Annotated in this window: 12 protein-coding genes; 11 read left to right on the forward strand and 1 reads right to left on the reverse strand. The window is 61.2% G+C overall.

What is annotated here, in order from left to right; translation table 11 throughout:
• From ACQ4LH_RS04110 to alaC, 3 genes are all read left to right on the forward strand, one after another.
• Entirely contained in the window at positions 1-579 is a 579-nt protein-coding gene (locus tag ACQ4LH_RS04110; protein WP_160014173.1) for an ANTAR domain-containing response regulator, read from the forward strand.
• A 177-nt stretch (positions 580-756) separates the two neighbouring features.
• Positions 757-2,121 carry a pyridoxal phosphate-dependent decarboxylase family protein gene (locus tag ACQ4LH_RS04115; RefSeq protein WP_430696046.1) on the forward strand — a complete coding sequence of 455 codons (1,365 nt, stop codon included), beginning with the start codon at positions 757-759 and terminating at the stop codon, positions 2,119-2,121.
• Between the two features lie 172 nt (positions 2,122-2,293).
• Positions 2,294-3,520: an alanine transaminase gene (alaC, locus tag ACQ4LH_RS04120; RefSeq protein WP_430696047.1), complete on the forward strand. Its 1,227-nt coding sequence runs from the start codon at positions 2,294-2,296 to the stop codon at positions 3,518-3,520.
• Between the two features lie 36 nt (positions 3,521-3,556).
• On the opposite strand, the gene ACQ4LH_RS04125 is transcribed toward alaC, so the two are convergent.
• Positions 3,557-3,949 (reverse strand): hypothetical protein, encoded by a 393-nt coding sequence (locus ACQ4LH_RS04125; RefSeq protein WP_430696048.1) that lies wholly within the window; start codon positions 3,947-3,949, stop codon positions 3,557-3,559.
• A 211-nt stretch (positions 3,950-4,160) separates the two neighbouring features.
• On the opposite strand from ACQ4LH_RS04125, the gene ACQ4LH_RS04130 reads away from it, so the two are divergent.
• The 8 genes from ACQ4LH_RS04130 to ACQ4LH_RS04165 all read left to right on the forward strand — a co-directional run bounded on the left by ACQ4LH_RS04130 (position 4,161) and on the right by ACQ4LH_RS04165 (position 13,254).
• On the forward strand, positions 4,161-4,478 hold the full coding sequence (locus ACQ4LH_RS04130; protein WP_090386771.1) for a transcriptional regulator: 318 nt from the start codon (positions 4,161-4,163) through the stop codon (positions 4,476-4,478).
• Between the two features lie 448 nt (positions 4,479-4,926).
• Positions 4,927-6,210, forward strand: a complete 1,284-nt coding sequence (locus ACQ4LH_RS04135; protein ID WP_430696049.1) for a CmpA/NrtA family ABC transporter substrate-binding protein — start codon at positions 4,927-4,929, stop codon at positions 6,208-6,210.
• A gap of 14 nt (positions 6,211-6,224) precedes the next feature.
• A complete protein-coding gene (gene ntrB / locus ACQ4LH_RS04140) occupies positions 6,225-7,076 on the forward strand; it encodes a nitrate ABC transporter permease (protein ID WP_430696050.1) in 852 nt (283 codons plus the stop codon).
• 39 nt (positions 7,077-7,115) lie between these two features.
• Positions 7,116-7,907, forward strand: coding sequence for an ABC transporter ATP-binding protein (locus ACQ4LH_RS04145; RefSeq protein ID WP_430696051.1), 792 nt, complete (start codon positions 7,116-7,118; stop codon positions 7,905-7,907).
• 176 nt (positions 7,908-8,083) lie between these two features.
• On the forward strand, positions 8,084-8,773 hold the full coding sequence (locus tag ACQ4LH_RS04150) for a polysaccharide lyase family 7 protein (RefSeq protein ID WP_430696052.1): 690 nt from the start codon (positions 8,084-8,086) through the stop codon (positions 8,771-8,773).
• 83 nt (positions 8,774-8,856) lie between these two features.
• Positions 8,857-10,701 (forward strand): sulfatase-like hydrolase/transferase, encoded by a 1,845-nt coding sequence (locus ACQ4LH_RS04155; RefSeq protein ID WP_430696053.1) that lies wholly within the window; start codon positions 8,857-8,859, stop codon positions 10,699-10,701.
• A gap of 81 nt (positions 10,702-10,782) precedes the next feature.
• The gene (locus ACQ4LH_RS04160) at positions 10,783-11,229 is read left to right on the forward strand and encodes a thioesterase family protein (protein WP_430696054.1); all 447 of its coding nucleotides are present in this window, start codon (positions 10,783-10,785) and stop codon (positions 11,227-11,229) included.
• An 813-nt stretch (positions 11,230-12,042) separates the two neighbouring features.
• Positions 12,043-13,254: a nitrate/nitrite transporter gene (locus ACQ4LH_RS04165; protein ID WP_430696055.1), complete on the forward strand. Its 1,212-nt coding sequence runs from the start codon at positions 12,043-12,045 to the stop codon at positions 13,252-13,254.
• Positions 13,255-13,417: the final 163 nt, after the last annotated feature.

The raw sequence follows: 13,417 nt of genomic DNA on the forward strand, positions 1-13,417 counted from the left end.
ATGCTGCGCATCCTGCTGATCAACGACACCGCAAAGAAGGTGGGCCGCCTGAAAACCGCCCTGACCGAGGCCGGTTTCGAAGTAATCGACGAATCCGGATTGACCATCGACCTGCCGGAACGGGTCGAGGCGGTACGCCCTGACGTGATCCTGATCGACACCGAATCGCCCAGCCGCGACGTGATGGAACAGGTGGTGCTGGTCAGCCGCGATCAGCCGCGGCCGATTGTCATGTTCACCGACGAGCACGACCCCGGCGTTATGCGTCAGGCGATTCAGAGCGGCGTCAGTGCCTATATCGTCGAAGGCATCCACGCCCAGCGTCTGCAGCCAATTCTCGACGTGGCCATGGCCCGCTTCGAGAGCGACCAGGCGCTGCGCGCGCAGCTGCAAGCACGTGATGCCCAGCTGGCCGAGCGCAAGCGCATCGAACTGGCCAAAGGCCTGCTGATGAAGATGAAAAGCTGCGACGAGGAACAGGCCTACACCCTGATGCGCCGTCAGGCCATGAGCCGTCAGCAGAAGCTCGCGCAGGTGGCCGAACAGATCATCGCCATGCACGACATGCTCGGCGGCTGAAACAAGCAGCGGCGCCCGGCCTACGGGCGCCATAACTGTACCGGCCAACCTTGCACTGTTACCCCATCCGTACCGTAGCAACTTCAACTGTACGGCTCACTCCCAACAACTGTGTATCTGCGCTGGCAGGCCCTGACTGGCTAAGGTGAAGGCATTACCACCAGCGCCGAGAACGCCATGCCCACCTCCCATGAAGAACGCCAGCTACTGGCCGAAGCGGATCGCCGCGCCCTCGGCTATTACGATGGCATCGACAGCCGCCCGGTCTACCCCTCGCCCTCCGCCATAGCCGCCCTGCAGGCCTTCGAACAGCCCTTGCCCGAACAGGGCCTGAATGATCAGGAGGTGCTACGCCAGCTGGACGAGATCGGCTCCCCCGCCACCGTGGCCAGCAACGGCCCGCGTTACTTCGGCTTCGTTATCGGCGCCACCCTGCCCGCAGCCGCCGCGGCGGAACGCATGGTACTGGCCTGGGACCAGTGCGCTTCCTCCTTCGACAATGCCCCAGTCGCCGATGTGCTGGAGCGCACCGCCGGACGCTGGGTGCTGGAAGCCCTCGATCTGCCACGCAGCAGCGCCGTCGGTTTCGGCACCAGCGCCACCGCCTGCACCCTGGCCAGCCTGTCGGCCGCCCGCCGCGCGTTGCTGGCGCGCAAGGGCTGGGACTTCGATGGCGATGGCCTGAGCGGTGCGCCGGAATTACGCGTGGTGGTATCCGCCACCTGCCACATCACGGTGAAGAAGGCCCTGCGCATCCTCGGCTTCGGTATGAACCGGCTGATCGTCGCCCCCACCGACGCCCAAGGCCGCATCGACCCCGCGCAGCTGCCAGCCCTGGATGACCTGAGCATCCTCTGCCTGCAGGCCGGGGAGGTGAACACCGGCGAGTTCGACCCCTTCGCCGAGCTGATCCCCAAAGCCAAAGCCGCCGGCGCCTGGGTGCATGTCGACGGCGCCTTCGGCCTGTGGGCCCGCGCCTCCTCTTCTGCGCATCTGGCCACTGGCGTGGAGCTGGCCGACAGCTGGACCTGCGACGGCCACAAGTGGCTGAACACTCCCTACGACGGCGCCATGGCCATCTGCCGTGATGCCGACGCCCTGGCCACGGCGATGAACAGCGACGCCGCCTATGCCAGCGCGAGCAAGGACGCGCAGAAAAACCTGACCCTGGAATTCTCCCGCCGCGCCCGCGGCGTGGCGATCTGGGCAGCCCTGGCCAGCCTCGGCCGCGACGGCCTGCGCGAACTGATCGACCGGCATATTCGCCAAGCAGGCCGGCTGGCAGAGCGCCTGCGCGATGGCGGTTACCCTCTGCTCAATCGCGTAGTGCTCAACCAGGTGCTGGTACGCGGTGATAGCGACACCCAGACCGTGGTCATTCGCGAAGCAGCGCAGGCCAGCGGCGAAGTCTGGTTCGGCCCGACAATTTGGCAGGGCCGCCCAGCCTTTCGCCTGAGCGTCTCGTCGTGGCGCACCATGGACGCCGATATCGAACTGCTGGCCGATTTGCTGCTACGCCTAAAGCGGCAGATTCCGGCTTAAGAGCATCTGCTGCAGTCGCTACCGACTACCAGAGATCCTGAGTAGGTTCTAAATAGCGGCGCTGCCATGGGGCTCGACAAAGCCCTCCAGCAGCGCTTATCTTCGCCGCCTGGCCAGTGCACTGGCCAACGTCGCTCGGACGGTTCCGGGCGCTTACGTATCCGAGGAAAGCATGGCTGACCAAGCTTCGCGCCGCTTTGCGCGCATTGATCGACTCCCCCCCTACGTTTTCAATATCACTGCCGAACTGAAGATGGCCGCGCGTCGCCGTGGCGAAGACATCATCGACTTCAGCATGGGCAACCCCGATGGCCCCACGCCGCCACATATCGTCGAAAAGCTGGTGCAGGTCGCCCAGCGTGAAGATACTCATGGCTACTCCACCTCACGCGGCATTCCGCGCCTGCGCCGGGCCATCTCGCGCTGGTACAAGGACCGCTACGAGGTCGAGATCGATCCGGAAAGCGAAGCCATCGTCACCATCGGCTCCAAGGAAGGCCTGGCGCACCTGATGCTGGCCACACTGGACCATGGCGACACCGTACTGGTGCCCAACCCCAGCTACCCGATTCATATCTACGGCGCGGTAATCGCCGGCGCCCAGGTGCGTTCGGTGCCGCTGATTCCCGGCGTGGACTTCTTCGCCGAGCTGGAGCGGGCGATTCGCGAGTCGATCCCCAAGCCGAAGATGATGATCCTCGGCTTCCCCTCCAACCCCACTGCGCAGTGCGTGGAGCTGGACTTCTTCGAGCGCGTGGTGGCCCTGGCCAAGCAATACGACGTGCTGGTGATTCACGACCTGGCCTACGCCGATATCGTCTACGACGGCTGGAAAGCCCCGTCGATCATGCAGGTGCCGGGCGCGAAGGACATTGCCGTGGAGTTCTTCACCCTGTCCAAGAGCTACAACATGGCCGGCTGGCGCATCGGTTTTATGGTCGGCAACAAGGAGCTGGTCAGCGCACTGGCGCGAATCAAGAGCTACCACGACTACGGCACCTTCACCCCGCTGCAGGTGGCAGCGATTGCCGCACTGGAAGGTGATCAGCAATGCGTGCGCGATATCGCCGAGCAATACCGCCAGCGCCGCAACCTGCTTGTCAAAGGCCTGCATGAGCTGGGCTGGATGGTCGAAAACCCGAAAGCCTCGATGTATGTCTGGGCGAAGATTCCCGAGCAGTACGCCCAGCTCGGTTCGCTGGAGTTCGCCAAGAAGCTGTTGCTGGAGGCCAAGGTCTGCGTTTCCCCAGGCATAGGCTTCGGCGATTATGGCGATGACCATGTGCGCTTTGCCCTGATCGAAAACCAGGACCGCATCCGTCAGGCGATTCGCGGGATCAAGACAATGTTCCGCGCCGATGGCCTGTTACCCGGCAAGAAGGCCAAGGCTGACGAGTAAGCAAACAGAGGGCACCTAAGGGTGCCCTCTTTCGTTTCAGCCGGAATAATCCAGCACCGTCCAAACCTTGCTCAGACCACTGGTAATGACGCAGCCGCTCTGCCCCAGCTGGTTATTGCTGTGCAGCGACATCAGGTTGGTCATGCCATCGGCCGCATCCGAGCGTTCGCTCAGCCACTGCACGCGGCCGCAATTGGCCGTTTCGATCACATAACTGGCAGCAACTGCAGAGCTCTCGCTCGGCAGCCTGATCACATCCACCACCGTACCTTGCTCTTCCACGCGTTTGCCGTCAGATACGAGCACCGCCCAGGCCTGCCCGTTCTCGATCACCAGGTAGGTGCCATTGGCCCTCGGTTGATCAAGCTGCGGTTGCGCACAACCGGCCAAAAGACCCAACAGCACAATTGTCATCAGCATCTGTTGCATTGTTAGTGACTCCTCTGCAGTGCCTGTGGCCATTGGCTTTGCGGGCAGATGGCGCGAGTGATCGAGTAGGTGCCGGTTAGGGCCTTGGGCTTACTATTATCGAATACTGTTTATTTGTACAGTATTTTTCGATTACCCTTGGTCATGCCATCCAGCCAACCATGTCGCCCGGCAGATCGGGCCCATACAAGGCGTTAACAGGAGTACCCAGATGCTCGACGTACTGCAGCTGAAACACAGCGTAAACCGCATGCCCCTGGAAAAAGTCCGGGCCACCGTCAATGAATTGCAGCTTGAAGGCATCGTTACTGAAGGCAAGACGCCGTTTTCCCGGGTGCACTTCAACACCTGTTTTGCCGAGATCGAAGCCTTGCTGCAGCGCGCCGGTTATCACCGTCAGCTGGATGTGGTCGGCTATCAGGGATTGGCCTATGCCATGTTCGACCCCTCGCGCTGGGAGGCGGTGGAGGTGCTGCGCTGGCTCAAGGAGTTTGTTGAGGAAGCTCAGGGCAAATCGCTGTCCCGCTAAGGCAGGGGGCACGCGATCAACACCTGGGCTCGCCCAGCACCAAGGCGAAGCAAAAGCGCTTGGCAGCGGCTTGACCATGCACAGCATTGGCTCAATAAGCCGGCTGGCAGCGCTGCTGATCTGCGGCATGGCGCACTGCTACGGCAAGAAAACTCTGCTCTAGCCAACATTCAATACTGCGCTTAAGCCTATGATTTATAGCGTTTAAGCCTGCCAACCTAAGGCTCGTTCGAGCCATTCTCAGAGCGCACTGGCGGTTGTTAGCCGCCGTGCCCCAGTAAAACTGGCAAGCCCCTTGCAATTGTCCTCACAAGATTCCTGCGCAGCCCACCAACGGCGGTGAGCCGCGGATCACGGACAACGGCGTCCGTCAGGCCCCCTCCTTGAGGTGGCCTGGCGTACGCCGTTTTTTGTTTCAGCCGTTTTATCGGCCAGAAAGGACAGACCTATGACTGATCGTGATTCGAAGAACCCAAGCCTGCATAGCCGCCGTAACTTCCTGAAAACCTCGATTGCCGTCGCCGGCACCGTCGGCGGTGTCGCCGCCCTTGGCCTTAGCGCGCCCGCCTCGCTGCGTAGCGTCGCCTGGGCCGCCGGCTCCGATGCGCCAGAAAAGGCTGCGCTGAAAGTCGGCTTTATTCCACTGACCGACTGCGCCTCGGTAGTAGTTGCCGCTACCCAGGGCTTTGGCGAGAAATACGGGCTGACCATCACCCCGAGCAAGGAAGCCTCCTGGGCTGGTGTGCGCGACAAACTCAATACCGGCGAGCTGGATGCCGCCCACGTGCTGTACGGCATGATGTACGGTGCACAGCTGGGTATCGCCGGGCCGCAGAAGGATATGGCCGTGCTGATGGGGCTGAACCAGAACGGCCAGGCCATCACTCTTTCCAAGCAGCTCAAGGAAGCCGGCGTCACCAACGGTGCGCAACTGGCCGAGCATGTGAAAAAAGGCGGCAACCCGCTGACCTTCGCCCAGACCTTCCCCACCGGCACCCACGCCATGTGGCTGTATTACTGGCTGGCGAGCCTGGGCATCAACCCGATGAGCGATGTGAAAACCATCGTCGTGCCGCCACCACAAATGGTCGCCAATATGCGCGTCGGCAATATGGACGGTTTCTGCGTCGGCGAGCCTTGGGGCGCGCGGGCGATTGCCGACAAGATCGGTTTCACCGCCGTCACTACTCAGCAGATCTGGCCGGATCACCCGGAAAAAGTCCTCGGCACCACCCGCGCCTTTATCGAGCAATACCCCAACGCGGCCCGCGCGCTGATCATGGCGGTGCTGGACGCCAGCCAGTTTATCGAGGCCAGCGAGGAAAACCGCAAGAGCACCGCCAAGCTGATTTCCGGTAAGGCTTACGTCAATGCGCCGGTCAAGGTGATTGAGCCACGCTTCCTCAGCCAGTACGAGGACGGCCTGGGCAACAGCTGGAAAGACGACCACGCCATGGCCTTCTGCAAAAACGGCACAGTGAACTTCCCGTATCACTCCGACGGCATGTGGTTTATGACCCAGTTCAAGCGCTGGGGCCTGATCAAAGAAGACCCGAACTACGCCGCCGTCGCCGCCGGGGTCAACCAGGTGGCGCTATTCAAGGAAGCCGCCAGTGCGCTGAACATCCCTGTGCCGGCCAGCTCGCTGCGTAGCAGCACGCTGATCGACGGCAACGTGTGGAATGGCTCTGACCCGGCTGCCTACGCCAACTCCTTTGCGATTAAAGCCTGATTGGGAGGTTCGTGATGAACGCACCACTAAAAACCCCATTGCCGTTAGCTGCGCCGATCAGCAAAGCGCCACGCCTGGTTCTGCCAGGCGTGGCGGCGCTGACCAGCCTGCTCAAGGCGGTTGTGCCGCCGCTGTTGGGCATCCTGCTGTTTATCGGCGTGTGGGCGCTGATTGCGACCAAGAGCGAGGGCCTGCCTGGCCCGGTAAGTACCTGGGCGGCGGCGCTGGAGCTGTTTGCCAACCCGTTCTATGACAACGGCCCGAATGACATGGGCATCGGCTGGAACATCCTGCATTCGCTGGGCCGCGTCGGTATCGGCTTTGGTCTGGCGGCGCTGATCGGCATCCCGCTGGGCTTTGCCATCGGCCGCTTTGCCTTCTTGGCCGGCATGCTCTCGCCGATCATCAGCCTGCTGCGTCCGGTTTCGCCGCTGGCCTGGCTACCGATTGGTCTGCTGGTGTTCGAAGCGGCTGGCCCGGCGTCGATCTGGGTGATCTTTATCAGCTCGATCTGGCCGATCATCCTCAATACCGCCGCCGGCGTGGCCAGCGTGCCGCAGGATTATCTGAACGTAGCGCGGGTGCTCAAGCTGTCGGAGTTCAAGGTGCTCACACGCATCCTGTTTCCTGCCGTATTACCGCATCTGATGACCGGCATCCGTCTGGCCATTGGCGTGGCCTGGCTGGTGATAGTCGCCGCCGAGATGCTCACCGGCGGCACTGGCCTGGGCTTCTGGGTGTGGGATGAGTGGAACAACCTCAACGTCGAACACATCCTGATCGCCATCATCATCGTCGGTCTGGTCGGCCTGGCCCTGGAGCAACTGCTGTTGCTGCTGGCCAAACGTTTCGACTACGCCAGTTAAAGCAGGCCAGCTGATTACGCCAGTTTAAGGAGCCGCAACATGGATAAATTCGTGGAGCTGACCCAGGTCGGCAAGCATTTCGACACCAAGAAAGGCCGCTTCCAGGCCCTCACCGACGTCAACCTGAGCATTGCCAAGGGCGAATTTGTCACCCTGATCGGCCACTCGGGTTGCGGTAAATCAACCGTGCTCAATCTGATCGCCGGCCTGCTCGAGGCCAGCGAAGGCGGCCTGATCTGCAATGGCCGCGAGATCGACGGTCCTGGCCCGGAGCGCGGCGTGGTGTTTCAAAACCACAGCCTGCTGCCCTGGATGACCTGCTACGGCAACGTCTACCTGGCGGTGGAGAAAGTCTTCGCCGGCAAGGAAAGCAAGGCCCAGCTCAAGGCCCGCACCGAAGCGGCCCTGGCCATGGTTGGCCTCAGCCACGCCACCTACAAACACCCGAATGAAATCTCTGGCGGCATGAAGCAGCGCGTCGGCATTGCCCGTGCCCTGGCCATGCAGCCCAAGGTGCTGTTGATGGACGAACCCTTCGGCGCGCTGGATGCCCTGACCCGCGCGCACCTGCAGGACGAGCTGCTGCGCATTGTCGGCGAAACCCACAGCACGGTGGTGATGGTCACCCACGATGTCGATGAGGCGGTGCTGCTCTCAGATCGCATCGTGATGATGACCAATGGCCCGGCGGCGACCGTGGGCGATATCGTCAAGGTCGATCTGGCGCGCCCGCGCGATCGCCTGGCCCTGGCCAATGACCCGCACTACCACGCCTACCGCACCGCCGTGCTGGAGTTTCTCTACCAGCGCCAGCAGCGCCCCGCAGCCTGAACCGCCTGCTGGCGAAGCACCCGCAACCTGCGGGTGTTTCGCCAATAGCGTGATAAACGGCAGTTTCCTGTTTAGCGGGTTGATCAGGTCCCGTTGATCAGTCCAATTGAACTTCACCCCACCACGGCCACCGAACCGGAGTTATTTACCCATCCATGACTCAGTAAGGATGCACCGTGATTGATCTCAGCACGTGGAATCTCTCGATCCCCACCCATACCGAACCCAGCACCATCGCCACCGCCCGCCTGAATAATGGCTACCAGAACCAGTATTTTCGCCAACATAGCGATGGCAGCGTGACCTTCTGGGTACCGGCCAGCGGCTCGCACAGCAAAAACTCCGACTATCCCCGCAGCGAACTGCGCGAAACCCAGGCCGATGGCACGCTGAGCTTTTGGTACCACGCCAGTGCCGACAACTATTTGAGCGCCGTGCTGGCGGTCAAGCAGATACCCAGTCAGAACAAAATCGTTATTGGGCAGATCCACAGCAAGAATGAGCCCGGCAGCCACAACGACCCCCTGCTCAAACTGCAATACCACTATCTACGCGGCGTTGGCCGCCTCGAACTGCTGCTGCGCAAACGCCCTGGCGACGCCGAGGTGGAAAATATCCTGCTGGCGGAAAACATCAGGCTGGGCGAGCGCTTCGGCTATGATCTGCGCCTCAGCCCCAGCGGCATGCTGGCAGTTAGTGTCAGCAGCAACGATGGCGACAATGGCGGCCTGCATAGAGAATTGAGTACGCACTGGGGCAACCAGCAGCTGTATTTCAAGGCTGGCGCCTACATCCAGGATCACAGTGGCCCCTCTAGCGAAGGCGGCAGAGTGACCTTCTATTGGCTCAAGAGCAGACATCGCTAACCCCCCGTCTGCGTTAAGCCCCGCTTAAGCAAGCAGCCTTACGCTGCAACGCTTCGTGCCACACCCCTAATAAGGAACTGTCTATGCCCCCCTTTGCGCCCGCTCGCCGCGTTGACGCGTTGTATTGGCTGTTTACCTGGCTGGCCGTAGCCGTCCACCTGAGCCAACTGTTTGAACCGGCCGAGTCATTGAGCATGGGGGTGTACCAGGGACTGTTGATCAGCAGCTATGCCTTGCTGTTTATCAGCCCGTTCTGGCTGCTATGCCGGCTGTGCGGACGCTGGCTGGGGGCGGCGCGAATTGCCCTGCTGATTGCCTTGGCCAGTGCGCTGCAACTGCTGATCTACGCAGACATGCTGCTGTGGAAACTCTATGGCTTTCACCTCAACGGTTTTGTCTGGAACATTCTGACCACCCCCGGCGGGATTGCCGCACTGGGCTCATCAGAATCCAGTGAGCGCGGTTTTGCCTTGATCGCCCTCGCCACAGTGGCCGGCCAAGGCGTGCTCTATCTGCTGGCAGCGGGTCTGGTGCGCAAGGCGCGCGGCGTACCGGTGCCACGCCTGCTCTGGGTGCTGCCGCTGTTTATCCTGCTGGCCCTAGGTGAGCGGACCAGCTATGCGCTCAGCCATTTCTATGGCTACAGCCCGCTGTTGGAAACCGCCCAGCGCATGCCGTTTTATCAACCACTGACTATGCGCGGCTTCCTCGAGAAACGCCTGGGTCTGGCGCGCCCGCAGCGTATGGAAGTGGAAAATGTCGCGCTGAAAGGCCAGCTGGCCTACCCACAAGCCCCCTTGCGTATTGAACCGCCGGCCAAGCCATTAAACGTGGTCTGGCTGGTGGCCGAGTCCTGGCGTGCGGACAGCCTCAACCCGCGGGTAATGCCGCAGACCAATGCATTCGCCGAGCGCGCGCAGCGTTTCGACAATCACTTTTCCGGCGGCAACGGCACACGCATCGGCATGTTCAGCCAATTCTACGGGCTGCCGGCCAACCTCTGGTTCCCGGTACTGGATGCGCGAATCGGCAGCCCAGTGATCGATGTACTGCAACAGCAGCAGTACCAGATGAAGCTGTTTACCAGCGCCAAATTCAGCTACCCGGAGTTCGACAAAACCCTGTTCGTCAAAGTCCCCGCAGAGCAGATGCAGGCCTTTGACCAGGGCTACAGCTGGCAGCGTGACCGCAAGAATGTCGATGATCTGCTGCAGTTCATTGACCAGCGCGCACCGGCCAAGCCCTTTATGACCTTTATATTTTTCGAGTCGCCCCACGCCAATTACGAGTTCCCACCCGAGTCGGTTATCGAGCCGGACTACCTGCCGGACTTCAGCTACGCCAGCATGGATCTTGAGCGAGACATCAAAGGCATCTACAAGCGCTACCTCAACTCGGTGCACCACCTCGACAGCCAGATAGCGCGCATCACTGAGCATCTGCAGACCAAGGGGCTGCTCGACAACACGCTGATCGTGATCACCGGCGACCACGGTGAAGAATTTATGGAAAAAGGCCGTTGGGGCCACAACTCGACCTTTGTTGATGAGCAGATCAAGGTCCCGCTGGTGCTCTGGGTACCTGGCCAGGCGGCGCATCGCGAAGTGCTGCCGACCAGCCATGTCGACCTGCTGCCAACCCTGCTGCCACTGCTTGGGGTGAATAACCCGCCGCGCGACTACAGCATCGGCCAAAGCCTGTTCGAACCCAGCGCCAAACGCATGCTGATTGCCGGCGACTGGGACCGCCTGGCCTTTATGGACGGCCAACACAAGGTGGTACTGCCGTTTTCCAGCGGCAGTTTCACCGCCATGCAAACCAGCCACGCCGATGACCGCCCGATAGTCGATGCCTCGCGGCTATTGCCACTGGCCATGCCGGTGATACGCAGCGAACTGCAGGGCATTCGCCGCTTTCTCGCGCATTAACTAGCGCGGGCATATACAGCCATGGATGGCGCCCGCCGCTAGTGGGTAAACTGGCAGCCTTTCTCGACTGCGATCTTGACCATGGCCCGCCTGAAACTTGAGTTCCCTGAAGACCAGTTCTGCTACGCCACCCACCTGACCGTGCGGGTGACCGATATCAACGCCGCCAACCACCTGGGCAATGATTCGATGATCTCGATGATTTCCGAGGCGCGGGCACGTTTTCTCTTCGAGTTCGGCATCGAGGAAACCCAGGAAGACGGCACCGGCATCATCGTCACCGATCTTGCCACCACCTACCGCGCTGAAGCCCACGCCCGCGATCAATTGCTGTTTGAAGTCGGTGTGATGGACTTCAACGCCTACGGCGGCGACATCACCTTCCGCATCACCCGCCCGGCCGACGACACGCTGGTGGCCATGGCCAAATCCGGTTTCGTGTTCTTCAACTACAAACTGGGCAAAGTGGTGCAGATGCCGGCGACATTCAGCGGCAAATTCAGCAAAGTCAACTGGCTCAGCAAGTAACCTGGGCTTATCAGCACAAAGAGGCCGATTGACGGCCTGATCACGCTTGATCGCAGCAACGCTGAATAATTGAACACTAATTGTCCAATTATCCAGCTGCAACCGTGACAGCTGGCACATCCTCTGCTACGCCTTAGGCATAACAACAAAAGCAGGGGAATTGCTATGCCGACCACGCGCAGCCATGTCCGCCACGCCGGGCTTTTGAGCAACCTACTCGCTCTGGCCCTCCTCACCCTTCCCTTACCCACCCAGGCTGCAAGTTCCGCCGCCGACGCCCGACCAATTGACTCACGCTGCAGCGCGCTAACGCTTACCAGCTGACGCACTCGAACCAAGGCCCATCGCGGCCTGCCTTTACCCAACCTGGTTTGCCAGAACCGGGAATATGCCTGCGCCCCATTCAAGGGCGAGCCACTCTGATAACGCCTCCTTTTGCAGCACAAGCGCAGCTATCCAACAGCTGAAAACCCGTTAATCCAGGGTTTTTCCCGGTTGGCGCAGCTCTTGCTATAGCCCTGTTACAGGTAGCCAATGGCGGCTGCTCAACAAACGACAAAGACGTCGCATAGACCACGCCCCAAGGCGTTCGGCTTATGCGGCGTTTTGCGTTTTACGCCCCAGCGTTTGGGGCTGGCACCTGCCCTGCGATCCAGGACTCGCGCTAGTAACTCTCTCAACCCAGCTGTGGCTTCGGCCTCAGGGTGGCGTACCACAAGTACACCACCTCCCCCGATGGGTTGCGGCCGCCGTGTCCACGACCATGGCGTACCGCACCCCACCGGGACCCTTTTTTGCTGAATGAGGTTTTCGATGAATACAAGTTTCTGGAAATCCGGCCACACCCCAACTTTGTTCGCCGCGTTTCTGTATTTCGACCTGAGCTTTATGGTCTGGTACGTGCTCGGCCCACTGGCTGTGCAGATCGCCACCGATCTCGACCTGACCGCGCAACAGCGCGGCCTGATGGTCGCCACGCCGATTCTCGCCGGCGCCGTGCTGCGCTTGCTGATGGGTTTTCTGGCCGATCGCCTATCACCCAAAACCGCCGGCCTGGTTGGTCAGGTGATAGTCATCGTGGCGTTGTTTTGCGCCTGGCAGATCGGTATCAGCAGCTATGAGCAAGCGTTACTGCTCGGTCTGTTCCTCGGTTTTGCCGGTGCCGCGTTCGCCGTCGCTCTACCCCTGGCCTCGCAATGGTATCCACCGCAGCACCAGGGCAAGGCCATGGGCATTGCCGGTGCAGGCAATTCCGGCACCGTGCTGGCTGCGCTGTTTGCCCCAGGTTTGGCCGCGCTGTTCGGCTGGCAGAACGTCTTCGGCTGGGCGCTGATTCCGCTGCTGGCAACCCTGCTGATCTTTGCTCTGGTTGCCAAGAATGCTCCGGAGCGGCCCAAACCAAAAGCACTGGCTGACTACCTGAAAGCTCTGGGTGACCGCGACAGCTGGTGGTTTATGTTTTTCTACAGCGTGACCTTCGGCGGCTTTATCGGCCTGGCCAGCGCCCTGCCCGGTTATTTCAACGACCAGTACGGTCTGAACCCGGTGACCGCCGGTTACTACACCGCCGCCTGCGTCTGCGCCGGCAGCCTGTTGCGCCCCCTCGGCGGCGCACTGGCCGACCGTATTGGCGGCATCCGCACCTTGCTGATGATGTACACACTGGCGTCCTTGAGCATTGCCGCTGTGGGTTTCAATCTGCAAAGTTCGACCGCCGCGCTGGCCCTGTTCGTCACCGCCATGCTTGGCCTTGGCGCAGGTAACGGTGCAGTGTTCCAACTGGTGCCGCAGCGCTTTCGCAAGGAAATCGGCGTGATGACCGGACTGATCGGCATGGCCGGCGGCATCGGCGGCTTCCTCCTCGCCGCAGGCCTGGGCACCATCAAGCAGCAGACCGGTGATTACCAGCTCGGCTTGTGGCTGTTCGCCAGCCTCGGCGTGCTCGCCTGGTTCGGCCTCTACGGAGTCAAGCTGCGCTGGCGCACCACCTGGGGCAGCGCCGCAGTGACCGCCGCTCGGGTGTAATAACAAAAATGCAGGGTGGATGACGCTCGGTTCATCCACCCTGTAGCCATTCATTATTGGAGCACTGAGGCAAAGGCGAGGCTGGCTGGCAGCGCTTATTGCACTGGTCAGGAAAGGCGGGAGAAGTCGGCAGCGGCTCTCCTTAGCTGCCTCACCAGCCTCG

Origin of the sequence: Pseudomonas peli (genome assembly GCF_050563605.1) — a bacterium.
Classification (GTDB): Bacteria; Pseudomonadota; Gammaproteobacteria; order Pseudomonadales; family Pseudomonadaceae; genus Aquipseudomonas; species Aquipseudomonas peli_A.